This window comes from Streptomyces mexicanus (assembly GCF_902506575.1).
Taxonomy (GTDB): Bacteria; Actinomycetota; Actinomycetes; order Streptomycetales; family Streptomycetaceae; genus Streptomyces; species Streptomyces mexicanus.
In genome coordinates, this window is record NZ_LR732544.1 from 3,963,251 (window position 1) to 3,990,230 (window position 26,980).

Below are 26,980 nucleotides of genomic sequence, written 5' to 3' on the forward strand. Positions count from 1 at the left end.
GAGGGGGAGGGGGTCCGATGGCGGACGGCACCGCCTACGGCGACATAGGCGACCAGGACCTCCTCGCCCGCCATGTCGCGGGCGACCCCGACGCCTTCGGCGAGCTGGTACGCCGCCACCGCGATCGTCTCTGGGCGGTCGCCCTGCGGACGCTGGGCGACCGTGAGGAGGCCGCCGACGCCGTGCAGGACGCGTTCGTCTCCGCCTACCGGGCCGCCCACACCTTCCGTGGACAGTCGGCGGTCACGACCTGGCTGCACCGGATCACGGTCAACGCCTGCCTGGACCGCGCCCGCAAGGCGGCCTCGCGGAAGACCGCGCCGGTGGACGACACCGAGCGCCTGGAGCAGCTTTTGGAGCCGCACGAGTCGGCATCGGCGCCCGCCGAGCGCAACGACGTGCAGCGGCAGCTCGTGGAGGCGCTGGGCACCCTCCCGCCCGACCAGCGGGCCGCCCTGGTGCTGGTCGACATGCAGGGCTATCCCGTCGCCGAGGCCGCCAGGATCCTCGGCGTGCCCACCGGCACAGTGAAAAGCCGGTGCGCCCGGGGCAGGGCCAGGCTCCTGCCGCTGCTCGGCCATCTGCGGCCCGAGGGCAGCGATGACGACAGGGAGCGGGGAACACGAGGGAACCGGGTGCCGGGGGCATCCGTCCCACCGGCAGCGGGCCCCCAGCCCGAGAGGCCGAGAGCTCCGGGACCGACGGACCCGGGACCGAGTGATCCAGCTGCTGCGAAGGGCGGAGGTGGGCGAGCGTGACATCCACGACGGATACGGCAGGGCACCCGGACGTCACGGAGATCGCCGATCTCTCCGAAGGACTCCTCGCTCCCGCCCGTGCGCAGGAACTGCGCCGGCACCTGGACGCATGCACCGCGTGTGCCGACGTGCGCGCCTCGCTGGAAGAGATCCGGGCTCTGCTGGGCTCGGTGCCGGAGCCGCAGGGCATGCCGGAGGACATCGCGGACCGCATCGACGCGGCACTCGCCGCCGAGCGCATGGCCGATGGTGGCGACGTGGGCGCGCATGTTTCACGTGAAACACCGGCGGCCGAGCGCTCGGCCGGTCCTGCCGCGCACCCTCCCGTGGACCATTCTGCGGACAGTTCCACGGATGGCCCCGTGCACCGCCCGGCAGACCGCCCGGCGGGCCGCGCCCGCACGGTCGGCACAGGGCCGGGCCGCAAGCCCCTCACACCTCGTTCTCGGCGCAGGACCACCGTGCTCGCCACCGCCTTCGCCGTGGCCGCCCTGGGCCTCGCCTCCACGCTGGTGGCGACCCTGCAGGACGACAAGGGGACACCCGCCACGGCACACGGCCGGCCGAGCGCCTCCGCGGACACCTTCTCCGAAGGAACGCTCCAGCGGCAGGTGACGAGCCTCCTCGGCACGGCGCAACGGACGCACGGCACCACTCATGCGCCTCACAGCTTCGGCACGAACTCCGAAACCGGCAGCGACAGCGGGACCGGCAACCCGAACGTCCTCAAGAGCGCTCCCACCGTCTCGGTCCCGGCATGCGTCCGGCAGGGCGTCAACAGCGCCGACAGTCCGCTCGCCGCCGAGAAGGGCACCTACCGCGGGAAGGACGCCTATCTCGTCGTGTTGCCCGACGCTTCCGGTGACGGCACCCGCGTCACCGCCTATGTCGTCGACGCGACCTGTGTCCGGCAGCCCACGGCCCGGGCGACGGTGCTGCTCTCCCACTCCTACGCCCGGCCCTGAGCACGCCCGGCCCCGAGCGTGCACTGCCCCGGGCATGCCGGCCTCAAGGACGCCCAGCCCGGGCACGCCGACCCTGGACACGGCCGGCCCGAGCAGGCCCCGCAGCCGTGTCTCCGTGTGCCCGGGCACACCGGGAATGCGCGCCCCTTAGGATCCGTTGGGTGGGGTGAGAGTCAGCGAGAAAGGCTCCCCCCGGCAGTAGGACACCGTCCAGAGACGAGGAATCAAGCCGTGAGCGACGTCCGTAACGTGATCATCATCGGCTCCGGGCCTGCCGGCTACACGGCGGCGCTCTACACCGCGCGCGCGTCCCTGAAGCCGCTGGTGTTCGAGGGCGCCGTCACCGCGGGTGGTGCGCTGATGAACACCACCGAGGTGGAGAACTTCCCGGGCTTCCGCGACGGCATCATGGGCCCTGAGCTCATGGACAACATGCGCGCCCAGGCCGAGCGCTTCGGCGCGGAGCTCATCCCGGACGACATCGTCTCCGTCGACCTCACCGGTGAGATCAAGACCGTCACGGACACCTCGGGCACCGTGCACCGGGCGAAGGCGGTCATCGTCACCACCGGCTCGCAGCACCGCAAGCTCGGCCTGCCGAACGAGGACGCCCTGTCGGGCCGCGGTGTCTCGTGGTGCGCCACCTGCGACGGCTTCTTCTTCAAGGACCAGGACATCGCCGTGATCGGTGGCGGCGACACCGCGATGGAGGAGGCCACCTTCCTCTCCCGGTTCGCCAAGTCCGTGACGATCGTCCACCGCCGTGACACCCTGCGCGCCTCCAAGGCGATGCAGGAGCGTGCCTTCGCGGACCCGAAGATCAAGTTCATCTGGGACAGCGAGGTCGCCGAGATCCAGGGCGAGCAGAAGCTGTCCGGTCTGAAGCTGCGCAACGTCAAGACCGGGGAGCTCTCGGATCTGCCGGTGACCGGTCTGTTCATCGCGATCGGCCACGACCCGCGGACCGAACTCTTCAAGGGACAGCTGGACCTCGACGAGGAGGGCTACCTCAAGGTGGCCTCGCCCTCCACGCGTACCAACCTCACCGGTGTCTTCGCTGCCGGTGACGTCGTCGACCACACCTACCGGCAGGCGATCACCGCCGCCGGCACGGGTTGCTCCGCTGCTCTCGACGCCGAGCGCTTCCTCGCCGCCCTCGCGGACAACGAGCAGAAGGCCGAGCCCGAGAAGACCACCGTCTGAGACCCTCTCCCACCCCACAGCCCGAACCAGTGAAGGAGCCCGCCGTGGCAGGCACCCTGAAGAACGTGACCGACGCCTCTTTCGAGGAGGACGTCCTCAAGAGCGACAAGCCCGTCCTGGTGGACTTCTGGGCCGCCTGGTGCGGTCCGTGCCGCCAGATCGCGCCGTCCCTGGAGGCGATCGCCGCCGAGCACGGCGACAAGATCGAGATCGTCAAGCTCAACATCGACGAGAACCCGGCTACGGCCGCGAAGTACGGCGTCATGTCGATCCCGACGCTGAACGTCTACCAGAAGGGCGAGGTCGCCAAGACCATCGTCGGTGCGAAGCCGAAGGCCGCCATCCTCCGCGACCTCGAGGACTTCATCTCCGAGTGACGGAGGGGGCCGTCGCAGCCGACGGCGCACGTTTCACGTGAAACACGAATGGGTCGGCCCGATCGGGCCGACCCATTCGGCTGTCCGGGGGCCGACGAGGCTCACAGGGGCCGCAGCGCCGGTTCCTTCTGCACCGCGCCCAGCAGCCGGTCGATCGCCATCTCCACGTCTTCCTTCCAGGACAGAGTGGACCGCAGTTCCAGCCGCAGGCGCGGGTGAGTGGGATGGTGCCGTACCGTCTTGACCCCCACCGCCAGCAAATGCTCGGCCGGCAGCATGCACGCGGGTTCCTTCCACCGGGCGTCGCCGAATGCCTCGATGGCCTTGAAGCCTCGGCGCAGCAGATCCTTCGCGACCGTCTGGACCATCACACGGCCCAGTCCCTGTCCCTGGTAGCCCGGCATGATGAATCCGGTCATCAGCTGGACCGCGTCAGGGGACACGGGGCTCGTGGGGAACGCCGTGGACCGCGGCACATAGGCGGGGGGAGCGTAGAGCACGAAGCCCACCGGCACATCGTCGACGTAGACGACCCGGCCGCAGGAACCCCAGTCCAGCAGCACGGCGGAGATCCATGCCTCCTTCTCCAGCGCGGGGGTGCCTGCCTTCACCGCGGCCTCACCACTGACCGGGTCCAGTTCCCAGAAAACACACGCCCGACAGCGCTTGGGCAGGTCCTGAAGGTTGTCGAGTGTGAGCGGTAGGAGCTTGCGGCCCATGAAGGCTGTTCCTCGCTTCCTTCGCCTGCAACGTCACGAGCGGCCGTCGACCGACGATGAGGGGAAACGCATACTCGATCGCATCGTAACCACGATGCGATTCCCTCGATACCGTCTCAACGCAAAGAGCGGGCCGTGTTCCGGTACCCACCGGACACGACCCGCCTCTGTCGAGCACCCTGCGCGCCCCGAGCCGAAGCGGTCGCTCGCGCAGGGGCGGCCTCAGGCGTCCGCTTCCTCCGCTGCGCCGTCCCCGAGACTCTTCTGCAGCACCGGGCCCTCTCCGGGGGCCAGCGTGCTGAGGATGCGCTCCAGATCCTCCATGGAGGCGAACTCGACGGTGATCTTGCCCTTCTTCTGGCCCAGGTCGACCTTGACCCGGGTTTCGAAGCGATCGGACAGCCGGGTCGCGAGTTCCGACAGCGCCGGGGAGACCCGGGCACCGGCACGCGGCCCCCTGGAGCGTGAGGCTGTCTGTGGCCCCGCCCCCATCAGCTGAACGATCTCCTCGACGGCCCGTACCGACAGCCCCTCGGCCACGATGCGGCGAGCCAGCCGGTTCTGCTCCTCCGGGTCCTCCACCGACAGCAGCGCCCGGGCATGGCCGGCCGACAGCACCCCGGCCGCGACCCGGCTCTGTACCGCCGCCGGGAGCTTCAGCAGGCGCAGCGTGTTGGAGACCTGCGGCCGGGAGCGGCCGATACGGTCGGCCAGCTGGTCATGGGTGCAGTTGAAGTCCTTCAGCAACTGGTCGTAGGCGGCCGCCTCTTCCAGCGGATTCAGCTGGGCCCGGTGGAGGTTCTCCAGCAGGGCGTCCAGCAGCATCTTGTCGTCGTCGGTGGCCCGTACGATCGCCGGGATCTTCTCGAATCCCGCCTCACGGCAGGCGCGCCAGCGGCGCTCACCCATGATGAGTTCATAGCGCTCGGGGCCGAGCTGCCGCACGACCACGGGCTGGAGAAGGCCGACTTCCTTGACCGAGGTGACCAGCTCGGCCAGCGGTTCGTCATCGAAGACCTTGCGCGGCTGACGGGGATTCTCGGTGATGAAGTCGAGAGGGATCTCCGCGAAGTGAGCCCCCACCGGCGGTGCCGGGAGGCCCGGGGCGCCACTCGCCGACGGCTCCTCTGTTTCACGTGAAACCGAGGGCAGCGTGGCCACCTTAGCCGCGGCGACCCCACGGTCACTGCGCTCGGCGGTGAGCAGCGGGACGGACGCCGGCGAAGTAGTGGCTCCACCCCCCAGTGCCGCCTGGGCCGCCGTCTTCTCCCCGGTTGGGGCAGGAGGGATCAGTGCGCCCAGTCCGCGCCCCAACCCCCTCCGTCGCTCGCTCACTGCATCCCCTCCACCATGCTCGGGTCGCTCTGTGCGCCGATGTGGGCGTGGGTGGCGTCGTAGCTGACGCCCACACCCTTCAGCGCGATTTCTCGTGCCGCTTCCAGATAGGAGAGAGCGCCACTTGATCCAGGATCGTAAGTCAGCACCGTCTGCCCGTAACTGGGTGCCTCGGAGATACGGACCGAGCGGGGGATGCTCGTCCGCAGCACCTCGTCGCCGAAGTGGCTGCGCACCTCTTCCGCCACCTGGGACGCCAGCCGCGTCCGGCCGTCGTACATGGTGAGCAGGATGGTCGACACATGCAGCGTGGGGTTCAGGTGGCCCCGTACCAGGTCGACGTTGCGCAGCAGTTGGCCCAGGCCCTCCAGGGCGTAGTACTCGCACTGGATGGGGATGAGGACCTCCTGCCCCGCCACCAGCGCGTTCACCGTCAGCAGCCCCAGCGAGGGCGGACAGTCGATGAGGATGTAGTCCAGCGGCTGTTCGTAGGCCTGGATCGCGCGCTGCAGGCGGCTCTCCCGCGCCACCAGGGACACCAGCTCGATCTCCGCACCGGCGAGATCGATCGTGGCGGGGGCGCAGAAGAGACCTTCGACGTCCCGGACAGGCTGGACGACTTCGGCCAGCGGCTTGCTTTCCACCAACACGTCGTAGATGGACGGGACTTCGGCGTGGTGGTCGATGCCCAGCGCGGTGGAGGCGTTGCCCTGCGGGTCCAGGTCGATCACCAGCACGCGTGCGCCATGCAGGGCCAGCGATGCGGCGAGGTTGACGGTGGTCGTCGTCTTGCCGACGCCGCCCTTCTGGTTGGCGACCACGATGACGCGTGTCCGTTCGGGCCGCGGGAGCCCCTCGCCGGCACGGCCCAGAGCCTCGACCGCCAGTTGGGCAGCTCGACCGATGGGAGTGTCGTCCATCGGGGGCGGTGTTTCACGTGAAACATGCTCCCCCGTCGACTCGGTACGGGGGCCGGGGACCGGATCGGTCATCGGTCCCGCGATGTTGGCGTCGGACCGCAAGGATTCACTCTCCTCGACTTCAGGCTCGGGACAAACAGAGCCTCCCATGCCTTCGGGGTCGCGAACCAGTGAGGCCTGTTGTTCTGTGGAGAAAACCGGCTCTGTGGACAACTCCGTTCCCTGTCCGGGTGAACCGAGAGGCCTGCGGTCACGCGGTTGGGCCGCAGCGCGGCCACGGTTGATGATGCCGTGCAGCAGTGAGCGACGTTTCACGTGAAACACGATGCACAGCAGCCGTGGCCGAACTGTCGCGACACTCCGTCATGCCCGAGTTTGGCAGCTTGTGTGGAGTAGGAGTCGCCGATGCGGCCAGGGTCAGCGGCGGCGCCGAGCGCGGCCCGTCCGGGCCGCCTTCGCCCGTTTGGCCGCAAACCGCACACCGCCCGGGCTCTCCCCGACCTCGACACGCACGACGGTGGACAGCGGGTCCACCACTCCTTCACCCACATGCAGGATGGACGTCTCGACCGCGCCGAGCTTGCTGAGCGCACTCGCGGCGCTCTTCAGTTCCTCCTCGGCCGTGTCGCCCTTGAGCGCGAGCATCTCGCCGTACGGGCGCAGCAGGGGAATCCCCCAGGTGGCCAACCGGTCCAGCGGCGCGACGGCCCGGGCGGTGACCACGTGCACCGGCGGCAGCTTGCCCATGACCTCCTCGGCCCGGCCCCGGACGACGGTGACGTGGTCCAGGCCGAGCAGCTCGACGACCTCGGTGAGGAAGTTGGTGCGGCGCAGCAGCGGCTCCAGCAGCGTGATCTTCAAGTCGTCCCGGACCAGCGCCAGGGGGATACCGGGCAGACCGGCGCCGGAGCCGACGTCGCACACCGTGACCCCCTCGGGGACCACCTCGGAGAGCACGGCGCAGTTCAGCAGGTGCCGCTCCCACAGGCGCGGCACCTCGCGCGGGCCGATGAGCCCTCGCTGCACTCCTGCCTCGGCCAGCAGCTCGGCGTACCGGACCGCATCCGCGAAGCGCTCACCGAATACGTCGCGTGCCTGCTCGGGCGCAGGGGGAAGCTCAGCTGCCTCCGTCACGGGGACCGTCCTTCCGTACCGCATCAGCGCGTCCGCGCCGACCACCAGAACTATCAGGCTGAGAAAGTTTCGGCCCCGCCTGCGCTACAGACGGGGCCGAGGGGACTGTGGAACCGCTCAGGCGGGGAGCACGACGACGAAGCGCTGCGGCTCCTCGCCCTCGGACTCGCTGCGCAGGCCCGCGGCCTTGACCGCGTCGTGCACCACCTTGCGCTCGAACGGGGTCATCGGCTTCAGCCGCACGGCCTCGCCGCTGCTCTTGGCCTCGGCCGCGGCCTTGGCACCCAGCTCGGACAGCTCGGTCCGCTTGCGGGCGCGGTAGCCGGCGATGTCCAGCATCAGACGGCTGCGGTCGCCGGTCTCCCGGTGCACGGCCAGCCGCGTCAGCTCCTGCAGCGCCTCCAGCACCTCGCCGTCCCGGCCGACCAGCTTCTGCAGGTCGCGACTGCCCGTGTCACTGATGATCGACACGGAGGCCCGGTCGCCCTCGACGTCCATGTCGATGTCGCCGTCGAGGTCGGCGATGTCCAGCAGACCCTCGAGGTAGTCCGCCGCGATGTCGCCCTCCTGCTCCAGGCGGGTCAGGGTGTCTGCGCCCTCGGCAGCGGCGGAGGTGGTGCCTTCCGTCACGGGATGGACTCCTTCTTACTTCTTGGACGGGGACTTCGGCCGCTGCGGGCCCTTGCGCTGGCCGGACTGGGCCTTGCTGCGCTGCCCGGACTGGGCCTTGCTGCGGGCGCCGTTCCCGGGCTTCGCGGCGGCCTTGCCGGCTGTGGCGGGCGCGGCGTCCTGGGGCTGGTCGGGCTTGTCCAGCGACGTCGAGGAGTCGTCCGCCACGGACTCACCGGCCGCCTTCGGGCCGCCCGACTGGCGCTGGGCCTTGGTCTGCCGCTTGGGCTGCTGGCGTCGGGGCGCGGTCGTCGCGGTGGTGGTGGTCGTACCGTCCTCGGACTGCGCGACGACGGCGGTCTCGCTCTTCACCACGGTGCCATCGGGCTGGGCCGCCAGGCCGGCCTTGTTCAGGCCGTTGATGAACTTGCGCTCGAACTCGTTGCGGTCGCGGCCCTTGGCGACGATCGCCTTGACGATGGCACGCTCACGCCGGTTGCGGGTCTTGCCGTGGTGCGTGACGTGCTTGTACAGGCGCTCCAGGTAGGCGGCCTGGGCCTTGGAACCCGGGGTCGGGTTGTTGTGGATGACGTACATCTGCTGGCCCATGGTCCACACGTTGGTGGTCAGCCAGTAGACGAGGACACCGACCGGGAAGTTGATGCCGAAGACGGCGAACATGATCGGGAAGACGTACATCAGCATCTTCTGCTGCTGCATGAACGGCGTCTTCACCGTGGTGTCGACGTTCTTGGTCATCAGCTGGCGCTGCGTGTAGAACTGCGACGCCGACATCATGATGATCATGACCGCGGTGACGACCCGGACATCGGTCAGCGAGGCGCCGAGCGCCGCGACCTTGTCGGAGCTGTCCATGAACTTCGCGGCCAGCGGAGCGCCGACGATGTGCGCGTGGCGGGCGCTGGCGAGCAGCGGCTCGTTGATGACGCCGATCGTCTTGCCCGTCGCGATCGCGCTGAGCACGTGGTACAGGGCGAAGAAGAACGGGGACTGCGCCAGGATGGGAAGGCACGAGGAGAGCGGGTTGGTGCCCGACTCCTTGTACAGCTTCATCATCTCTTCGGACTGACGCTGCTTGTCGTTCTTGTAGCGCTCCTGGATCTTCTTCATCTCCGGCTGGAGCGTCTGCATCGCGCGCGTCGCCTTGATCTGCTTCACGAAGAGCGGGATCAGGCAGATGCGGATGAGGATCACCAGGGACACGATGGACAGGCCCCAGGCCCACCCCGTGTCGGCGCCGAAGAGCGCGCCGTACACCTTGTGGAACTGGACGATGACCCAGGAGACGGGCCAGGTGATGAAACTGAAGAGGCTGGCAATCGTGTCCACTAATCATGCTCCTTGGGCATGGGACGAGGTCTTCGCGGCCGGGCTCGACGGGAGGGTCCCGTCGGTGGCCGTTTCGGCGGCGGAGGGCCCGCCCTTGCGTGCGCGCCAGGCGTCGCGCAGCAATTCGTGCCACCGCGGACGCTTGCGCGGCGGAACGTGGTCCACACCGCCCAGCGACCACGGGTTGCACCGCAGGATGCGCCAGGCGGTCAGTGCCGTTCCCTTGATCGCACCATGCCGGTCGATAGCCGTGTAGCCGTAGTGGGAACACGACGGGTAGTACTTGCACACCGGCCCGAGCAACGGGCTGATGGTCCACTGGTACAACTTGATCAGTGCCAGCAGCGGGTACTTCATCGCGCGCCCCCTCCCAGCAATCGTCGAAGGGCGGCATCCAGGTCTCGGGCCAGCTGTGCGTGGTCGGCGTCGCCCGCCCCGGGCAGCGCTCGTACGACTACCAGGCTACCGGGGGGCAGCAGGGCGACCCGCTCACGCATCAGATGGCGAAGTCTGCGCTTGACCGTGTTGCGCACGACCGCGCCACCCACTGCCTTGCTCACGACGAAACCCGCACGCGGCGGGGGAGCGCTCTCCCCTGGCGCGTGCGGGTCCGTGGCACCGCTACGAAGGTGGACGACGAGGAGCGGGCGTCCTGCCCGACGGCCTCGTCGAACCGCGGTCGCGAAGTCCTCGCGCCGCCTCAGCCGGTTCTCGGTGGGCAGCACGACGTCATGACCTGACCGGGATCAGGCGGACAGACGGGCGCGACCCTTGCTACGGCGGGACGCGAGAATCGCGCGGCCGGCACGGGTGCGCATACGCAGCCGGAAGCCGTGGGTCTTCGCGCGACGACGGTTGTTCGGCTGGAAGGTGCGCTTGCTCACTCGGGGGCTCCAGAAAGAAATCGGTAGTGGCGGGGTGCCGTCCTGGCTGTCACCGTGCGCCCACGAGTAGCTCGCAGTGACGCCCGAGTGCACCGCTTACCGATCACCTTGACGTGATCTGTGCCCTTCGGAGGCAGGCGGCAGCAGCCATCGACAACTCGACCTCGCTACGGTACGCGCGGTTACGCCGTCCGGTCAAACCAGCCCGGGGCGCGGCACACTTGTCCACAGCCTGGGGACAACAACTTGAACCGTACCCGCTGCGCTGACTACCGTGGCCGGACTCCCATTCGTTCCCTTGTCCCCCGTTTACATCCCGACCCGTCCCGAACCACACGTTCGTGGGACCCGTGAGAGAGCGTGCCCTGTGGCTGACGTACCCGCCGATCTTGCCGCAGTGTGGCCGCGAGTACTGGAGCAGCTCCTCGGGGAGGGCCGCGGACAGGGCGTCGAGGCGAAGGACGAACACTGGATCCGCCGGTGCCAGCCGCTGGCGCTGGTCGCGGACACCGCGCTGCTCGCCGTGCCGAACGAGTTCGCCAAGGGCGTGCTCGAAGGCCGCCTCGCCCCGGTCGTCAGCGAGACCCTGACCCGGGAGTGCGGCCGGCCGATCCGTATCGCGATCACCGTCGACAGCTCCGTGGGCGAACCCCGCACGCCCACGCCGCCGACCCCGGCGCCGCGCTACGAGGAGCAGGAGCTGCCCTCCGGCCAGGGCGGCTACGAGGGCTATGGCCGGCACCGCGCCGAGCACCGGTCCGACGGACCCCGCCCCGCGCGCGCCGACCAGCACCCGGGCACCCCCGGTGACCAGCTGCCGCCGCCACGCACCGGCCCGCAGCCGGCCGACGGCGATGCGCTGCCGACCGCCCGCCCGGCCTACCCCTCGGAGTACACCGACTACGCCGAGTACCAGCGTCCCGAGCCCGGCGCCTGGCCGCGCCACGGCCAGGACGACTACGGCTGGCAGCAGCAGCGGCTCGGCTTCCCCGAACGTGACCCGTACGCCTCGCCCGCACAGGAGTCGCCGTACGGCTCCCGGGACGGCTACGGGGCCGCGGACGCCTACGGCCCCGGACAGGACACCTACTCCGCGGCGCCGCAGGACTACCGCGCGCGCCCGGTGGACCGCCCCCCGTACGATCCGTCGCGCCCGGAGTACGACTCCGCGCGCGGCGACTTCGACCAGCGGGACTACGAAAAACGCGACTACGAGCCGCGCGAGCCCGGGCGCCGCGAGCTGCCCGAGCCGCCCACCGGCTCCGGGCCCGTGCACCGCGCGGGCCCGGCCGGGCCGGGCGGATCCGGCGCCGTCGGCCCGTCGGGCGGGCAGTCCGCTTCGGCCGGCGGTCCCGGCGAGCCGACGGCGCGGCTGAACCCCAAGTACCTGTTCGACACGTTCGTCATCGGGGCCTCCAACCGGTTCGCGCACGCGGCCGCCGTCGCCGTGGCCGAGGCCCCCGCGAAGGCGTACAACCCGCTGTTCATCTACGGCGAGTCCGGGCTCGGCAAGACGCACCTGCTGCACGCCATCGGGCACTACGCGCGCAGCCTGTACCCGGGCACGCGCGTGCGGTACGTCAGCTCGGAGGAGTTCACCAACGAGTTCATCAACTCCATCCGCGACGGCAAGGGCGACAGCTTCCGCAAGCGCTACCGCGAGATGGACATCCTGCTCGTCGACGACATCCAGTTCCTGGCGGACAAGGAGTCGACGCAGGAGGAGTTCTTCCACACGTTCAACACGCTGCACAACGCCAACAAGCAGATCGTGCTTTCCAGCGACCGGCCGCCCAAGCAGCTGGTCACCCTGGAGGACCGGCTGCGCAACCGCTTCGAGTGGGGACTGATCACCGACGTCCAGCCGCCGGAGCTGGAGACCCGCATCGCGATCCTGCGCAAGAAGGCGGTGCAGGAGCAGCTGAACGCCCCGCCGGAGGTGCTGGAGTTCATCGCCTCCCGCATCTCGCGCAACATCCGCGAGCTGGAGGGCGCGCTGATCCGGGTGACGGCGTTCGCCTCGCTGAACCGGCAGCCGGTGGACCTGGGCCTGACGGAGATCGTCCTGAAGGACCTGATCCCCGGTGGGGAGGACTCCGCCCCGGAGATCACGGCGACGGCCATCATGGCGGCCACCGCCGACTACTTCGGGCTGACGGTCGAGGACCTGTGCGGCACCTCGCGCGGGCGCGCGCTGGTCACGGCGCGGCAGATCGCCATGTACCTGTGCCGTGAGCTGACCGACCTGTCCCTGCCGAAGATCGGCGCGCAGTTCGGCGGCCGCGACCACACCACCGTCATGCACGCCGACCGCAAGATCCGCGCGCTGATGGCCGAGCGGCGCTCCATCTACAACCAGGTCACCGAGCTGACCAACCGCATCAAGAACGGCTGAGGGCCCGCCGAGATCGGCGTCGAGGGCGCCCCGGGAACGATCCGGGGGCGCCCTTTCCGCATCCGCGGACCGGCAGGTCGGTCTCCCCGCCCGCGCAGCCACCACGCTCCACTTCTGTCGGCCTCCCGGCCCACGCAGCCACCACCGCGCGCCTTCCCTGGACCTCCCGGCCCACGCAATCACCGACGCGCCCCCCGTATCCGCGCAGCGCACCCGGTCGGTCGGCGTATCCGCGCACCCGGTCGGTCGCCTGCCCGCGCAGCCGAGCCGCCGACGCGCCCTTTCCGCATCCGCGGACCCGGCGGGCGCCCGAGTCGGGTGGCCGGCGGCCACGCCCGCTGTTCGATTAGTGACCTGGTTACGGCCCTTCTCCACAGATTCGGTGACTTTCTTCCGTCCACACGCTGGGGACTGCGAAGTTGTCCCGAACGGTGTCCACAGCTCCGCTGTGCGAGAGTCGTCCTCGCAGCTCAGGAGCCTGTGGACTCGTGGACGAGCGCTCTCCACAGGCTGTGGACGAAGCGAGGATCCACAGGCTGTGCAGGAAGTTGTCCACGGGCAACCCACAGGTTGCGGCCGGTTGTCCCCAGTGATCGGCGTCTTCTCCACATCCCTGTCCACTGTTCGGCAACCCTCCGTCCCCGCTCACCGCGTCGAGTGAAAGGCGTCACACGAACCTGCCGGATTGGGGTGTGGGAAACGTGGGTAAATCTGGGGACGCAGCTGGGGAGAACTGCCCTCGGGCTGTGGGTGGGGTGTGCAGAACTTCCTGTTCTCCACAGAGCCCCCGAGTTGTCCACCGTCGCCGCCCACAGGGCCCGTGGACAAAATTCCTGCGCTGACCTGGGCAAACGAGGTTATCCACGGTATCCACAGGCCCTACTACTACTCCCGACTAGAGAGAGCGCGGAATTCGTTTCGAAGTGGGCCCTGTGCACAACTGGCTCTCTCGAGCCCGGCTGCCCCTCGGAGCGACTTGACCGCGATGGGCACCTACTGTCAGTGCCGTGCGTCAGACTGGTCCCCGGTGTCCTTCCCGTCGCAGTGGGCGGTGACACCGAGTCGGAGGACTCAGAAGCAACAGCAGCAGGAGGCGGCTTACGGTGAAGATCCGGGTGGAACGCGACGTACTCGCGGAGGCAGTGGCCTGGGCGGCACGCAGCCTCCCGGCCCGTCCGCCGGCGCCTGTTCTCGCCGGCCTGCTGCTCAAGGCCGAGGACGGCCAGCTGAGCCTGTCCAGCTTCGACTACGAGGTCTCCGCACGGGTGTCGGTGGAGGCCGAGGTCGAGGAGGAGGGCACGGTCCTGGTCTCCGGCCGCCTGCTCGCCGACATCTCCCGGGCGCTGCCCAACCGCCCGGTGGAGATTTCCACAGACGGTGTACGGGCGACGGTGGTCTGCGGCTCCTCACGGTTCACCCTCCACACCCTGCCTGTGGAGGAGTACCCGGCCCTGCCGCAGATGCCCAACGCCACGGGCACCGTCCCCGGCGAGGTCTTCGCCTCCGCCGTGCAGCAGGTCGCGATCGCGGCCGGCCGCGACGACACGCTGCCCGTGCTGACCGGTGTCCGCATCGAGATCGAGGGCGACACCGTGACGCTGGCCTCCACCGACCGCTACCGCTTCGCGGTCCGCGAGTTCCTGTGGAAGCCGGAGAACCCGGACGCCTCCGCGGTCGCCCTGGTCCCGGCGAAGACGCTGCTGGACACCGCCAAGTCGCTCACCAGCGGTGACAGCGTCATCCTGGCGCTGTCCGGCTCGGGCGCCGGCGAGGGCCTGATCGGTTTCGAGGGCGCCGGGCGCCGGACGACCACGCGTCTGCTCGAAGGCGACCTGCCGAAGTACCGCACACTCTTCCCGACGGAGTTCAACTCGGTGGCCACCATCGAGACCGCCCCGTTCGTGGAGGCCGTCAAGCGCGTGGCCCTGGTCGCCGAGCGCAACACCCCGGTGCGGCTGAGCTTCGAGCAGGGCGTGCTGATCCTGGAGGCCGGCTCCAGCGACGACGCACAGGCTGTGGAAAGGGTCGACGCCCAGCTGGACGGCGACGACATCTCGATCGCGTTCAACCCGACGTTCCTGCTGGACGGTCTGAGCGCCATCGACTCCCCGGTGGCCCAGCTGTCCTTCACCACCTCCACCAAGCCGGCGCTGCTCAGCGGCAAGCCGGCGATGGACGCCGAGGCGGACGAGGCGTACAAGTACCTGATCATGCCGGTGCGGCTGAGCGGCTGATTCGCGCGCGGGCGCGGCGGTGGTCCACAGCCTGTGGGCCGCCGCGCCACGCCCTCGAGTGTGTGCGTTTGAGCGCCTATGCCCACGGATGTGCGGGAAGGTCCGGGTTTAGGCTCGGACGCGGGTACGAATGTGCCCCCACGCCACGTCGGACACCTAAGGACACAACTGATGGAGCTCGGTCTCGTCGGCCTCGGCAAGATGGGCGGCAACATGCGCGAGCGGATCCGCCGCGCGGGCCACACCGTCATCGGATACGACCGCAACCCGGATCTCGCGGACGTCCACAGCCTGCAAGAGCTCGTGGACAAGCTGCAGGGCCCGCGCGTGGTCTGGGTGATGGTGCCGGCCGGTGCCCCGACCCAGTCGACCATCGACGAACTCGCCGAGCTGCTCGAGCCCGGTGACGTGGTCGTCGACGGCGGCAACTCCCGCTGGACGGACGACGAGAAGCACGCGAAGGAGCTGGCCGCCAAGGGCATAGGCTTCGTGGACTGCGGCGTCTCCGGCGGTGTGTGGGGCCTGGAGAACGGCTACGCGCTCATGTACGGCGGCGACGCCGAGAACGTCGCCAAGGTGCAGCCGATCTTCGACGCGCTCAAGCCGGAGGGCGACTTCGGTTCGGTGCACGCCGGCAAGGTGGGCGCCGGGCACTTCGCGAAGATGGTCCACAACGGCATCGAGTACGCGATGATGCAGGCCTACGCCGAGGGCTGGGAGCTGCTGGAGAAGGTCGACTCCGTCGACAACGTCCGGGAGATCTTCCGCTCCTGGCAGGAGGGCACGGTCATCCGCTCCTGGCTGCTGGACCTCGCGGTCAACGCCCTCGACGAGGACGAGCACCTGGACGAGCTGCGCGGTTACGCGCAGGACTCCGGCGAGGGCCGCTGGACCGTCGAGGCCGCCATCGACAACGCCGTGCCGCTGCCCGCGATCACGGCCTCGCTGTTCGCGCGGTTCGCCTCCCGCCAGGAGGACTCGCCGCAGATGAAGATGATCGCGGCGCTGCGCAACCAGTTCGGCGGCCACGCCGTCGAGAAGAAGGCGTAACGACGACCTCGTAGCGAGGAAGCAATCCACCGGACCGTACGACGGTCCACGACGCTGGGGGAGGCCGGCGAGAGACCATGCACGTCACGCATCTGTCGCTGGCCGACTTCCGCTCCTACGCCCGGGCCGAGGTCCCGCTCGACCCGGGCGTCACCGCCTTCGTCGGCCCCAACGGCCAGGGCAAGACCAATCTCGTCGAGGCCGTCGGCTATCTCGCCACCCTCGGCAGCCACCGGGTCGCCTCCGACGCCCCCCTGGTCCGCATGGGCGCCGAGCGGGCCGTCATCCGGGCGCAGGTCCGGCAGGGCGAGCGGCAGCAGCTGGTCGAGCTGGAGCTGAACCCGGGCAAGGCCAATCGCGCCCGCATCAACCGCTCCTCCCAGGGCAGGCCGCGGGACGTGCTGGGCATCGTCCGCACGGTGCTGTTCGCGCCCGAGGACCTCGCGCTGGTCAAGGGCGACCCGGGCGAGCGCCGCCGTTTCCTGGACGAGCTGATCACGGCGCGCTCCCCGCGCATGGCGGGCGTGCGCTCCGACTACGAACGCGTCCTCAAGCAGCGCAACACCCTGCTGAAGACCGCGGCGCTGGCCCGCCGGCACGGCGGCCGCTCCATGGACTTGTCCACCCTCGACGTCTGGGACCAGCACCTGGCGCGCGCCGGCGCCGAGCTGCTGGCCCAGCGCCTGGACCTGATCACCGCGCTGCAGCCGCTGGCCGACAAGGCCTACGAACAGCTGGCCCCGGGCGGCGGCCCGGTCGCGCTGGAGTACAAGCCGTCCGCGCCCGGCGAGGCGCACACGCGCGAGGACCTGTTCGCCCAGCTCATCGCGGCGCTCGCCGACGCCCGCAAGCAGGAGATCGAACGGGGCGTCACCCTCGTGGGACCGCACCGCGACGACCTGGTGCTCAAGCTCGGCCGGCTGCCCGCCAAGGGATACGCCTCCCACGGCGAGTCCTGGTCGTACGCGCTGGCGCTGCGGCTGGCGTCGTACGACCTGCTGCGCGCCGAGGGCAACGAGCCGGTGCTGATCCTCGACGACGTCTTCGCCGAGCTGGACGCCCGGCGTCGCGAGCGGCTGGCCGAGCTGGTGGCGCCCGGTGAACAGGTGCTGGTGACCGCGGCGGTCGACGACGACGTGCCGCACGTGCTGGCCGGGGCCCGGTTCGCCGTGTCCGGCGGGACGGTGGAGCGGGTATGAGCGCCGAGCACGACCCGGTCGCCCGGTACGAGTCCGCCCCCGCGGCCCGGCAGCCCTCCCCGAAGGCCGCCCCGGCTCCCGCGCCCTCGGGCGTGGACCTGGCGCGGGTGGCGCTGCGCGCGGCGAAGGAGGCGGCCCGCGCGCGGGGCGAGGCGACGCAGTCCCAGCGGCAGGCGCGGCGCAGAGGAGCACGCTCCGGCGTGCGCGCCGACGGCCGCGAGCCGATGGCGCTCGGCGCGGCGATCAACCGGCTGATCACCGAACGGGGCTGGGAGACCCCGGCCGCGGTGGGCGGGGTGATGGGGCGCTGGCCGCAGATCGTCGGCGAGGACCTGGCCAAGCACTGCGTGCCGCAGCGGTACGACGAGGACGAGCGGGTGCTGACGGTCCAGTGCGACTCGACGGTGTGGGCGACCCAGCTGCGGGTGCTCGCGCCCACGCTGGTGGCCCGGCTGAACGAGGACCTGGGCCACGGCACCGTACGGCTGATCAAGGTGCTCAACCCCGGCGGGGGCCCCCGCCGCTTCGGCCCGCTGCGCGCTCCGGGCAGCACCGGGCCCGGCGACACCTATGGGTGACGTACTTCACATCACACGGTGACGGAAGGCCGCGCACGCCCGCGGCCGAGCGCTTCACGTCACATCCGCACGCTCATGCGAATACTTGCCTGACCCCCACCTGACCCGGGAGTAGCGAAGGGTTGACGGCTCGAAGCGCTGAGTGCCGCTGTGAGCCTCTTGGAACCCCCATCCGCATATCGGTACCCGGCCGAGTCCGGTTCAGGGCGGCACATGCGGACTCAGGTACCGGCAAACCCCCATCACTGTCAGCGCTACCGGTAGACTGGAGGACAATCCCGCCCCGAACGTGGGGACCGTCCGGGAAAAGCTGAGCAACGCTGATCAAGGCTGACCAACGCACCATGCCGCAGCCGCTCCGGCACCTCCCCCCAAGGGGGCATTCCAGGAGCCCGGCTCGTGCTGTGCCAGAAAGGGCGCTTCGTGGCCGATTCCGGCAACCCCAACGAGAACATCCCGTCCACCGACGCCGGCGTGAGCGGTGCCGCCACCTCAGGCGGAGCCGCGGCTTCGTACGACGCCAGCGCCATCACCGTCCTCGAGGGTCTGGACGCGGTCCGCAAGCGACCCGGTATGTACATCGGCTCCACCGGTGAGCGCGGCCTGCACCACCTCGTGTACGAGGTGGTCGACAACTCCGTCGACGAGGCGCTGGCCGGGCACGCGGACACCATCGACGTGACGATCCTGGCCGACGGCGGCGTCCGCGTCGTCGACAACGGCCGCGGCATCCCGGTCGGCATCGTCCCCTCCGAGGGCAAGCCGGCCGTCGAGGTCGTGTTGACCGTGCTGCACGCGGGCGGCAAGTTCGGCGGCGGTGGCTACGCGGTCTCCGGTGGTCTGCACGGCGTCGGCGTCTCCGTCGTCAACGCCCTGTCGACCAAGGTGTCCGTCGAGGTCAAGACCGACGGGTACCGCTGGACGCAGGACTACAAGATGGGCGTGCCGACGGCTCCGCTGGCCCGGCACGAGGCGACGGAGGAGACCGGCACGTCGGTCACCTTCTGGGCCGACCCGGACATCTTCGAGACCACCGACTACTCCTTCGAGACGCTCTCGCGGCGTTTCCAGGAGATGGCGTTCCTCAACAAGGGCCTGACGATCCGGCTCACCGACGAGCGCGAGTCGGCGAAGGCCACCAGCGGCGCGGACGAGGCGGGCGCAGACCAGAAGGCCGAGGTCAAGACGGTCACGTACCACTACGAGGGCGGCATCGTCGACTTCGTGAAGTACCTCAACTCCCGCAAGGGAGAGGTGGTGCACCCCACGATCATCGACCTGGAGGCCGAGGACAAGGACAAGAGCCTGTCCCTCGAGGTCGCCATGCAGTGGAACAACGGCTACAGCGAGGGCGTGTACTCGTTCGCCAACATCATCCACACCCATGAGGGCGGCACCCACGAGGAGGGCTTCCGCGCCGCGCTGACGTCGCTGATCAACAAGTACGCGCGCGACAAGAAGCTGCTGCGGGAGAAGGACGACAACCTCACGGGCGACGACATCCGCGAGGGCCTGACCGCGATCATCTCGGTGAAACTGAGCGAGCCGCAGTTCGAGGGCCAGACCAAGACCAAGCTGGGCAACACGGAGGCGAAGACCTTCGTGCAGAAGGCGGTCTACGAGCACCTCAACGACTGGCTGGACCGCAACCCGAACGAGGCGGCGGACATCGTCCGCAAGGCCATCCAGGCGGCCACCGCGCGCGTGGCGGCCCGCAAGGCGCGCGACCTGACCCGCCGCAAGGGCCTGCTGGAGACCGCCTCCCTGCCGGGCAAGCTGGCCGACTGCCAGTCCAACGACCCCTCCAAGTGCGAGATCTTCATCGTCGAGGGCGACTCCGCCGGCGGCTCGGCCAAGTCCGGCCGCAACCCGGAGTACCAGGCGATCCTCCCGATCCGCGGCAAGATCCTGAACGTCGAGAAGGCGCGCATCGACAAGATCCTGCAGAACCAGGAGATCCAGGCGCTGATCTCCGCGTTCGGCACGGGCGTGCACGAGGACTTCGACATCAGCAAGCTCCGCTACCACAAGATCATCCTGATGGCGGACGCCGACGTCGACGGCCAGCACATCAACACGCTGCTGCTGACCTTCCTGTTCCGCTTCATGCGGCCGCTGGTCGAGGCCGGCCACGTGTTCCTGTCGCGCCCCCCGCTGTACAAGATCAAGTGGGGTCGGGAGGACGTCGAGTACGCGTACTCCGACCGCGAGCGCGACGCGCTGCTGGAGCTGGGCCGCCAGCGCGGCAAGCGCGTCCGCGAGGACTCGATCCAGCGCTTCAAGGGTCTCGGCGAGATGAACGCCGAGGAGCTGCGGGTGACCACCATGGACCAGGAGCACCGGGTGCTCGGTCAGGTCACCCTCGACGACGCCGCCCAGGCCGACGACCTGTTCTCGGTCCTCATGGGCGAGGACGTCGAGGCCCGCCGCCAGTTCATCCAGCGCAACGCCAAGGACGTCCGCTTCCTCGACATCTGAGTCGGTCTCAGCTGACCGCACCAGGAAGGATCCCCACCAGCAATGGCCGACGAGAACACTCCCGTCACCCCTGAAGGCGACGGCGTCATCGCCCAGCGTGTCGAGCCCGTCGGGCTCGAGACGGAGATGCAGCGCTCCTACCTCGACTACGCGATGTCCGTCATCGTCTCGCGTGCGCTGCCGGACGTGCGGGACGGCCTCAAGCCCGTCCACCGCCGCGTGCTGTACGCCATGTACGACGGCGGCTACCGCCCCGAGCGCGGCTTCTACAAGTGCGCCCGTGTGGTCGGTGACGTCATGGGCAACTACCACCCGCACGGCGACAGTTCGATCTACGACGCCCTCGTGCGGCTCGCCCAGCCCTGGGCGATGCGGATGCCGCTGGTGGACTCCAACGGCAACTTCGGCTCCCCGGGCAACGACCCCGCGGCGGCCATGCGCTACACCGAGTGCAAGATGGCGCCGCTGTCGATGGAGATGGTCCGCGACATCGACGAGGAGACCGTCGACTTCACGGACAACTACGACGGCCGCTCCCAGGAGCCGACCGTCCTGCCCTCCCGCTTCCCGAACCTGCTGATCAACGGCTCGGCGGGCATCGCGGTCGGCATGGCGACCAACATCCCGCCGCACAACCTGCGCGAGGTCGCCGCCGGCGCCCAGTGGTACCTGGAGCACCCCGACGCCACCCACGAGGAGCTGCTCGACGCGCTCATCGAGCGGATCAAGGGCCCGGACTTCCCGACCGGCGCGCTCGTCGTCGGCCGCAAGGGCATCGAGGAGGCGTACCGCACCGGCCGCGGCTCGATCACGATGCGCGCGGTGGTGGAGGTCGAGGAGATCCAGGGCCGCCAGTGCCTGGTGGTCACCGAGCTGCCGTACCAGGTCAACCCGGACAACCTGGCGCAGAAGATCGCCGACCTGGTGAAGGACGGCAAGATCGGCGGCATCGCGGACGTCCGCGACGAGACCTCCTCCCGCACCGGCCAGCGCCTGGTGATCGTCCTCAAGCGGGACGCGGTCGCCAAGGTCGTCCTGAACAACCTGTACAAGCACACCGACCTGCAGACGAACTTCGGCGCCAACATGCTGGCGCTGGTGGACGGCGTGCCGCGCACGCTGTCGCTGGACGCGTTCATCCGCCACTGGGTGACGCACCAGATCGAGGTCATCGTCCGCCGCACCCGCTTTAGGCTGCGCAAGGCCGAGGAGCGCGCGCACATCCTGCGCGGCCTGCTCAAGGCCCTGGACGCCATCGACGAGGTCATCGCGCTGATCCGGCGCAGCGACACCGTCGAGGTGGCGCGCGAGGGCCTGATGGGCCTGCTGGAGATCGACGAGATCCAGGCCAACGCCATCCTGGAGATGCAGCTGCGCCGCCTGGCCGCCCTGGAGCGCCAGAAGATCGTCCAGGAGCACGACGAACTCCAGGCCAAGATCAACGAGTACAACGAGATCCTGGCCTCCCCGGTCCGCCAGCGGGGCATCGTCAGCGAGGAGCTGGCCGCGCTCGTCGAGAAGTACGGCGACGACCGCAAGACCAAGCTGGTGCCCTACGAGGGCGACATGTCCATCGAGGACCTGATCGCCGAGGAGGACATCGTCGTCACGGTCACCCGCGGCGGCTACATCAAGCGGACCAAGACCGACGACTACCGCGCCCAGAAGCGCGGCGGCAAGGGCGTGCGCGGCACGAAGCTGAAGGAAGACGACATCGTCGACCACTTCTTCGTCTCCACCACGCACCACTGGCTGCTGTTCTTCACCAACAAGGGCCGGGTGTACCGGGCGAAGGCCTACGAGCTGCCCGAGGCCGGCCGGGACGCGCGCGGCCAGCACGTGGCGAACCTGCTGGCCTTCCAGCCCGACGAGGCCATCGCCGAGATCCTCGCCATCCGCGACTACGAGGCGGCGCCCTACCTGGTGCTCGCCACGAAGTCCGGTCTGGTCAAGAAGACGCCTCTGAAGGATTACGATTCGCCGCGCTCCGGCGGTGTCATCGCGATCAATCTGCGCGAGCGCGAGGACGGAACCGACGACGAACTGATCGGCGCCGAACTGGTCTCGGCCGACGACGATCTGCTTCTGATCAGCAAGAAGGCCCAATCCATCAGGTTCACCGCATCGGACGACACCCTGCGTCCCATGGGCCGTGCCACCTCGGGCGTCAAGGGCATGAGCTTCCGCGAGGGCGACGAACTGCTCTCGATGAATGTGGTGCGACCCGGTACGTTCGTGTTCACTGCCACCGACGGCGGGTACGCGAAGCGGACCGCAGTCGACGAGTACCGCGTCCAGGGCCGCGGCGGCCTCGGCATCAAGGCCGCCAAGATCGTGGAGGACCGCGGTTCGCTCGTGGGCGCGCTGGTGGTCGAGGAGAACGACGAGATCCTCGCCATCACACTCTCGGGCGGTGTGATTCGTACGCGAGTCAACGAGGTCAGGGAGACGGGCCGTGACACCATGGGCGTCCAACTGATCAACCTGGGCAAGCGCGATGCCGTGGTGGGCATCGCACGAAACGCCGAGGCGGGGCGCGAGGCGGAGGAAGTCGACGGCGAGGAGGCCGTGGACGAGACCGTCGAGGACGCCGCGACCACCGGCACGGACGAGGGTGAGGCGCCCTCGGCCGAGTAGGTACGAGGAGTGAGTCATCGTGAGCGGAGCCACGGGCGCCGGATCGGCCGGTACCCCTCGGGGTACGGAAGCGGACGGCGGCGGCCGTGGCTCCGCCGCGCGTGCGGACACGCACACGACGAACCTCAACGCGATCAAGCCGTCCGGGGCCGCAGCGTCCGGCACCCACGGATCCCAGGGGGGAACGGTGACGGACACCCGAGGCCCGCACGCCCAGTCCGCGGCCGGCCGCCAGGCCTCGCCGCTGCCCGGTGAGCGCCAGCCGCAGCAGCCGGCCGGGCCCTACCACCCGCCGCAGGCCTATCCGGCGGCGGACGACGGCCCGGCGGGCACGGTCCGCAGGCCGCGCACCGGCGCCCGCACCACCCCGCGCGTCCGCAAGGCCCGGCTGCGGGTGGCCAAGGCCGACCCGTGGTCGGTGATGAAGGTCAGCTTCCTGCTGTCCCTCGCCCTCGGCATCTGCACGATCGTGGCCGCCGCCGTGCTGTGGATGGTCATGAACGCCATGGGCGTCTTCTCCACGGTCGGCGGGACGATCTCCGAGGCCACCGGCTCCAACGAGTCGAACGGCTTCGACCTGCAGTCCTTCCTGTCCCTCCCGCACGTGCTGATGTTCACTACGATCATCGCGGTCATCGACGTCGTGCTGGTGACGGCCCTGGCGACCCTCGGCGCCTTCATCTACAACCTCTCCGCCGGCTTCGTCGGCGGCGTCGAACTGACGCTGGCCGAGGACGAGTGAGAGGCGCCGCCGGGGCGGCCCGTGGCCGCCGCCGGCGGCCGGGCGGCAACCGATTTTGGGACTGCCCCCCTCGTGCGCTAATCTTCAGGAGTCAGCGCGCGGGACACACACCGCAGAGCGCGGCGGGGCTATAGCTCAGTTGGTTAGAGCGCATCCCTGATAAGGATGAGGCCACAGGTTCAAATCCTGTTAGCCCCACAGAAGAAGATCGCGAGAGCGGGCGTTTCCTTCGGGAAGCGCCCGCTCGGCGTGTGTGCGGAGGGGGCGGGGGAGACGCCGCTGCGGTCGGCGTCCGCCGCGGTGCGGTCGCCTGGACGCACTACGAGCACTCGGCCCGGACCACCGCGGGCCACCGGGCCACCAGGAGCCACCGGGCCCAGGGGACGCACGGACGTACCGCCGAGCCAAGAAGCCGGGCCGGCCACGGACGACGGCACAGACGACGCACCAGTGGTGTGCTGCAGGCGGGGCGGCGGTGTGCTCTCGGGGCGTGGGACGTGCTGCCGAGGTGCGGGAGGCGCAAACACGAAGATCCCCGGCCGCGGGCGGCCGGGGATCTTCGTCTGGGTGCGGGAGCGGCGGTGGTGCTGTACGCAGATCGCCGTTACGTCATGGGTGCGGTCGGTGGGTCCGGGGGTCCCGGACCGGCGCTGTCAGCGCTGCAGGGGGAGGCGAGCGGGCGGTGGCGGCACGTGGGGGTCTTGCCGTGGGCCTCGGCCCGGATCCGCTGTTTCATCGTGGGGGGCAGGGACCGGGCATGGACCCTGGACCAGGGTGACGTCGTCTGGGCCGGCACCCGCGTGGTGCTCTTGGGTGCCGCCTCGGGCTGCGGCGCGGCCGTGGCCGTCGTGGCGGCGGTCGTGGTGATCAGTCCGAGCGCCGTGCAGAGCGCGAGAAAGGCGGTGACGATGGCGGTCCACAGCTTCATGACCTTGTGCTGGTCCATGGCCCCTCACTTTCGGGTTGGGCGATTTGCGTACTTTGCTCATGATGTGTATGAGCGCCGCGAAGTGGTGGACCGACGCCCGTGGCGCCGGGATCTTCGGATGAACACCACTCGGATGGACGCATGAGCGGCGAAAAAGTGCGATGAGGGGAGGAGCGTGGACAAAGTCACCCTCCGTACGGGGACCGTCACCCTCCGGTCGGCGCGGGTGTGCGGGCTTCTACTGAGGCTTCGGCCCAGGCAGTTGAGGGTGGGCACAGGTCACCGGTCGGTTTCGGCCGGTGTGTATAGTCGGGCGCCAGAGGTCCCCTACGTCAACGAAAGACGAGGTCGCGCGGTGAAGAAGCTTCTCCTGGTCGCACTGGCCGCCATCGGCGGGCTCCTCGTGTACCGCCAGATCCAGGCGGATCGCGCCGAGCAGGACCTGTGGACGGAGGCGACCGACTCCGTGCCCACGGGTTCCTGACCACCCCACCATCCGATACTGAGCAGACCCCGGCCGCCGCAGCGGTCGGGGTTTCGTGTTGTCCGGGCTCCGGCCGCGTCTGGTGTTGCGGGGACGGGACCGGTGGGGTAGCCGTCGCCAGGCGAGGCGGCTGTTTCGGACGCTCGTACGCAAGGCGCGGACGGCCCAACGCCGGACGCGGCAGGATGGGCGACGTCCGCAGGGGCGGCGAGCACGGGGGTGGCCTGGATGAGACGGCCTACGGCTGCACGGAGCGGTACGCCGGCCGGGGACGACGGCCTGCCCGCCCCGAACACCGTGCCTGCTGGGAACGCCGTGCCTGACGGGCGTGGCGCGGTCGTCCGGCGCGGCTGCCGTACGTCGTGTGCTGCGGTCGGGCGGCGTCTGCGGGCGGTACGCCCGGCGTACGCCGGGGTGGTGCGCTCAGCTGTGGCGCGCCTGACGGCCGTGGGCCTGGCCGGGGTGGTGCTGGCCGTGTGTCCGGTGGCCGCCGTGCCGGGTCCGCGCGCGCTCGCGGCCGGCGCCGCGGGGCCGTACGCCTTCGCCGGCGGCGCGCGTGCCGTGGCCGGAGCGACGACCACCCTCGCGGACGCGGTCCGCCTGGAGCCCGGCCGTACCCACCGCGGCTCCTTGCCGCGCGGCGGCCGGCAGACCTACCGCCTCGACCTGGACGCCGTGTCCACGGCCTACGTCGCCGCCACCGCCGCGCCCCGCCCGGGCGGCAGGGTCTCCGCCACCGACGGACTGCGCGTCTCGGTGCGGGACGCCCAGGGCGCCACCTGCTCCTACCAGGTCACCCGGTTCGGCAGCGGCCGCAGTGCGCACCCGATCGCCGCCTGGGGCACCCGTGAGGTCGCTCCGGGCCGCTCGCTGTGCCAGGGCGCCGGTACGTATTCCGTGCTCGTCGAACGCATGGACGCCACGGATGCCGCACCGGACTCGGGTTCCTGGCCCCTGGAGCTGACGGTCGTCACGGAGCCGCCCCTGCGCCGGGCCGGCGGGACGAGCGCGCCCCGGGCCTGGGACTCGGCCACGCCCGCCCCCGTCACCGGCCGGGCGGTCGAGCGGGCGGGCGGCGCGGGATTCCCCACGGCGAGCACGCTGGGCACCGGCGTGTGGCGGGACCGGATCCGACCCGGACAGACCCTCTTCTACCGGGTACCGGTCGACTGGGGCCGACACCTGGACGCCACCGCCGAGCTGGCCGACGCCCGCGGCGGCAGCGGCTACACGGACGGCGCGTTGACGCTGTCGCTGTACAACCCCGTGCGGGGTTTCGCCGAGGAGGCGTACGCCGGCTACAGCGGCCGCCCGGCGTCCGCCGCGCTCGCGCCCCTTCCCCCCGTCGCCTACGCCAACCGGTACGGCGTCACCGACCCGGTGAGGGCCATGCGGTTCGCCGGCTCCTACTACCTGGTCGTGCACCTGGCCGCGCAGACCGCCGACGCCTTCGGCGAGGGTCCCTACGGCCTGACCCTGCGGGTGCGGGTGGCGGGCGCGGCGCGGCCGGCGCCGGAGTACGCGGGCCGGTCCGAGCCGCCGGGCCTCTTCGAGGTCACGGCCGGGGACCGCCGGGCCGCCGCACCGGCCGGGACGGCGGGGGACGCCATGGGCCTGCGGGTGCTCGCCGTGGGCGGCCTCGGCGGCGGTACGGTCCTGCTGGCCGTCCTCGGCGCGTGGACGGCCCTCGCCCGGCGCCACGCGGGGGCCGGGTAGCGTCCGGGTCGTGGCCCCTGGGTGTCCCCGGGCTACTCCGGTCACATGCGGGCCAGTGCCCAGAAGCCGACGGCGTAGCAGGCGAGCGCGAGCAGGAGCAGCGGAAGCGCCACCCTGGCGGGCGGGCCGGGGCGGCGGCGCCGCGGAGCGCCGCGCCGGGACCTGCGCGGCGCGGGAGCGTGAGCCCGCGGGTCTTGCGCGGTGTACGGAACGGCTCGGCTACGCATCAGCCGGTTATGACCGAGATTATCTTGCTCCCGCCACTTCCGCGTGGTGCTTTCTGTT

24 protein-coding genes and 1 tRNA gene are annotated in these 26,980 nt (G+C 70.2%); 15 read left to right on the forward strand and 10 right to left on the reverse strand.

The features are described from left to right. Window positions 1–17: 17 nt before the first annotated feature. The 4 genes from sigM to trxA all read left to right on the forward strand — a co-directional run bounded on the left by sigM (window position 18) and on the right by trxA (window position 3,303). On the forward strand, window positions 18–758 hold the full coding sequence (gene sigM / locus GV126_RS17710) for an RNA polymerase sigma factor SigM (protein WP_159667738.1): 741 nt from the start codon (window positions 18–20) through the stop codon (window positions 756–758). Continuing rightward, window positions 755–1,723: an RsmA family anti-sigma factor gene (locus GV126_RS17715; protein ID WP_159667741.1), complete on the forward strand. Its 969-nt coding sequence runs from the start codon at window positions 755–757 to the stop codon at window positions 1,721–1,723. The genes sigM and GV126_RS17715 overlap by 4 nt, the downstream gene beginning before the upstream one ends. Window positions 1,724–1,954: 231 nt before the next feature. Next, complete coding sequence (gene trxB / locus GV126_RS17720) at window positions 1,955–2,926, forward strand: thioredoxin-disulfide reductase (protein WP_028421260.1); 972 nt, start codon at window positions 1,955–1,957, stop codon at window positions 2,924–2,926. A 44-nt stretch (window positions 2,927–2,970) separates the two neighbouring features. Continuing rightward, entirely contained in the window at window positions 2,971–3,303 is a 333-nt protein-coding gene (gene trxA, locus GV126_RS17725; RefSeq protein WP_159667744.1) for a thioredoxin, read from the forward strand. Window positions 3,304–3,404: 101 nt separating this feature from the next. Here trxA and GV126_RS17730 read toward each other — a convergent pair whose 3' ends face one another. The 9 genes from GV126_RS17730 to rpmH all read right to left on the reverse strand — a co-directional run bounded on the left by GV126_RS17730 (window position 3,405) and on the right by rpmH (window position 10,254). After that, complete coding sequence (locus GV126_RS17730) at window positions 3,405–4,022, reverse strand: GNAT family N-acetyltransferase (RefSeq protein WP_159667747.1); 618 nt, start codon at window positions 4,020–4,022, stop codon at window positions 3,405–3,407. A gap of 222 nt (window positions 4,023–4,244) precedes the next feature. After that, window positions 4,245–5,357: a ParB/RepB/Spo0J family partition protein gene (locus GV126_RS17735; protein ID WP_159667750.1), complete on the reverse strand. Its 1,113-nt coding sequence runs from the start codon at window positions 5,355–5,357 to the stop codon at window positions 4,245–4,247. Next, entirely contained in the window at window positions 5,354–6,427 is a 1,074-nt protein-coding gene (locus GV126_RS17740; RefSeq protein WP_159673855.1) for a ParA family protein, read from the reverse strand. The genes GV126_RS17735 and GV126_RS17740 overlap by 4 nt, the downstream gene beginning before the upstream one ends. Before the next feature lie 267 nt (window positions 6,428–6,694). Then, window positions 6,695–7,411, reverse strand: a complete 717-nt coding sequence (rsmG, locus tag GV126_RS17745; protein WP_028421255.1) for a 16S rRNA (guanine(527)-N(7))-methyltransferase RsmG — start codon at window positions 7,409–7,411, stop codon at window positions 6,695–6,697. 117 nt (window positions 7,412–7,528) lie between these two features. Next, the gene (locus tag GV126_RS17750; RefSeq protein WP_159667752.1) at window positions 7,529–8,041 is read right to left on the reverse strand and encodes a Jag family protein; all 513 of its coding nucleotides are present in this window, start codon (window positions 8,039–8,041) and stop codon (window positions 7,529–7,531) included. 15 nt (window positions 8,042–8,056) lie between these two features. Beyond that, complete coding sequence (yidC, locus tag GV126_RS17755) at window positions 8,057–9,370, reverse strand: membrane protein insertase YidC (RefSeq protein WP_159667755.1); 1,314 nt, start codon at window positions 9,368–9,370, stop codon at window positions 8,057–8,059. A 3-nt stretch (window positions 9,371–9,373) separates the two neighbouring features. After that, window positions 9,374–9,727, reverse strand: coding sequence for a membrane protein insertion efficiency factor YidD (gene yidD / locus GV126_RS17760; protein WP_028421252.1), 354 nt, complete (start codon window positions 9,725–9,727; stop codon window positions 9,374–9,376). Beyond that, entirely contained in the window at window positions 9,724–10,095 is a 372-nt protein-coding gene (gene rnpA / locus GV126_RS17765) for a ribonuclease P protein component (RefSeq protein WP_112466324.1), read from the reverse strand. Before rnpA ends, yidD begins: the two co-directional genes overlap by 4 nt. Window positions 10,096–10,116: 21 nt before the next feature. Then, entirely contained in the window at window positions 10,117–10,254 is a 138-nt protein-coding gene (gene rpmH, locus GV126_RS17770) for a 50S ribosomal protein L34 (RefSeq protein WP_003956500.1), read from the reverse strand. Window positions 10,255–10,621: 367 nt separating this feature from the next. Between rpmH and dnaA the strand changes: the two genes are divergently transcribed. The 9 genes from dnaA to GV126_RS17815 all read left to right on the forward strand — a co-directional run bounded on the left by dnaA (window position 10,622) and on the right by GV126_RS17815 (window position 23,765). Next, entirely contained in the window at window positions 10,622–12,649 is a 2,028-nt protein-coding gene (gene dnaA, locus GV126_RS17775) for a chromosomal replication initiator protein DnaA (protein WP_159667758.1), read from the forward strand. Between the two features lie 1,103 nt (window positions 12,650–13,752). Next, entirely contained in the window at window positions 13,753–14,883 is a 1,131-nt protein-coding gene (gene dnaN / locus GV126_RS17780) for a DNA polymerase III subunit beta (protein ID WP_159667761.1), read from the forward strand. Window positions 14,884–15,054: 171 nt separating this feature from the next. Then, the gene (gene gnd / locus GV126_RS17785; RefSeq protein ID WP_159667764.1) at window positions 15,055–15,933 is read left to right on the forward strand and encodes a phosphogluconate dehydrogenase (NAD(+)-dependent, decarboxylating); all 879 of its coding nucleotides are present in this window, start codon (window positions 15,055–15,057) and stop codon (window positions 15,931–15,933) included. Between the two features lie 77 nt (window positions 15,934–16,010). After that, a complete protein-coding gene (gene recF / locus GV126_RS17790; RefSeq protein ID WP_159667766.1) occupies window positions 16,011–17,132 on the forward strand; it encodes a DNA replication/repair protein RecF in 1,122 nt (373 codons plus the stop codon). Further along, window positions 17,129–17,710, forward strand: coding sequence for a DciA family protein (locus GV126_RS17795; RefSeq protein ID WP_159667769.1), 582 nt, complete (start codon window positions 17,129–17,131; stop codon window positions 17,708–17,710). Before recF ends, GV126_RS17795 begins: the two co-directional genes overlap by 4 nt. A gap of 399 nt (window positions 17,711–18,109) precedes the next feature. Further along, on the forward strand, window positions 18,110–20,188 hold the full coding sequence (gene gyrB, locus GV126_RS17800; protein WP_028421245.1) for a DNA topoisomerase (ATP-hydrolyzing) subunit B: 2,079 nt from the start codon (window positions 18,110–18,112) through the stop codon (window positions 20,186–20,188). Window positions 20,189–20,230: 42 nt separating this feature from the next. Further along, window positions 20,231–22,825, forward strand: a complete 2,595-nt coding sequence (gene gyrA / locus GV126_RS17805) for a DNA gyrase subunit A (protein ID WP_159667772.1) — start codon at window positions 20,231–20,233, stop codon at window positions 22,823–22,825. Between the two features lie 19 nt (window positions 22,826–22,844). Continuing rightward, window positions 22,845–23,567 (forward strand): DUF3566 domain-containing protein, encoded by a 723-nt coding sequence (locus tag GV126_RS17810; RefSeq protein ID WP_159667775.1) that lies wholly within the window; start codon window positions 22,845–22,847, stop codon window positions 23,565–23,567. A 124-nt stretch (window positions 23,568–23,691) separates the two neighbouring features. After that, a tRNA-Ile gene (locus GV126_RS17815) sits at window positions 23,692–23,765 on the forward strand. A 406-nt stretch (window positions 23,766–24,171) separates the two neighbouring features. On the opposite strand, the gene GV126_RS17820 is transcribed toward GV126_RS17815, so the two are convergent. Then, window positions 24,172–24,513: a DUF6344 domain-containing protein gene (locus tag GV126_RS17820; protein WP_159667778.1), complete on the reverse strand. Its 342-nt coding sequence runs from the start codon at window positions 24,511–24,513 to the stop codon at window positions 24,172–24,174. 337 nt (window positions 24,514–24,850) lie between these two features. On the opposite strand from GV126_RS17820, the gene GV126_RS36540 reads away from it, so the two are divergent. Both GV126_RS36540 and GV126_RS17830 read left to right on the forward strand, forming a co-directional pair. Next, window positions 24,851–24,979 carry a DLW-39 family protein gene (locus tag GV126_RS36540; protein WP_003999697.1) on the forward strand — a complete coding sequence of 43 codons (129 nt, stop codon included), beginning with the start codon at window positions 24,851–24,853 and terminating at the stop codon, window positions 24,977–24,979. A gap of 417 nt (window positions 24,980–25,396) precedes the next feature. Next, entirely contained in the window at window positions 25,397–26,695 is a 1,299-nt protein-coding gene (locus GV126_RS17830; protein ID WP_236570039.1) for a hypothetical protein, read from the forward strand. Window positions 26,696–26,980 lie beyond the last annotated feature (285 nt).

Excerpts from the sequence above, each read along its gene's own strand:
- GV126_RS17730 (WP_159667747.1), bottom strand. The coding sequence starts at position 4,022 with ATGGGCCGCAAGCTCCTACCGCTCACACTCGACAACCTTCAGGACCTG.
- yidD (WP_028421252.1), bottom strand. The coding sequence starts at position 9,727 with ATGAAGTACCCGCTGCTGGCACTGATCAAGTTGTACCAGTGGACCATC.
- GV126_RS17820 (WP_159667778.1), bottom strand. The coding sequence starts at position 24,513 with ATGGACCAGCACAAGGTCATGAAGCTGTGGACCGCCATCGTCACCGCC.
- sigM (WP_159667738.1), top strand. The coding sequence starts at position 18 with ATGGCGGACGGCACCGCCTACGGCGACATAGGCGACCAGGACCTCCTC.
- gyrA (WP_159667772.1), top strand. The coding sequence starts at position 20,231 with ATGGCCGACGAGAACACTCCCGTCACCCCTGAAGGCGACGGCGTCATC.
- gnd (WP_159667764.1), top strand. The coding sequence starts at position 15,055 with ATGGAGCTCGGTCTCGTCGGCCTCGGCAAGATGGGCGGCAACATGCGC.
- GV126_RS17795 (WP_159667769.1), top strand. The coding sequence starts at position 17,129 with ATGAGCGCCGAGCACGACCCGGTCGCCCGGTACGAGTCCGCCCCCGCG.
- GV126_RS17740 (WP_159673855.1), bottom strand. The coding sequence starts at position 6,427 with ATGGGAGGCTCTGTTTGTCCCGAGCCTGAAGTCGAGGAGAGTGAATCC.
- recF (WP_159667766.1), top strand. The coding sequence starts at position 16,011 with ATGCACGTCACGCATCTGTCGCTGGCCGACTTCCGCTCCTACGCCCGG.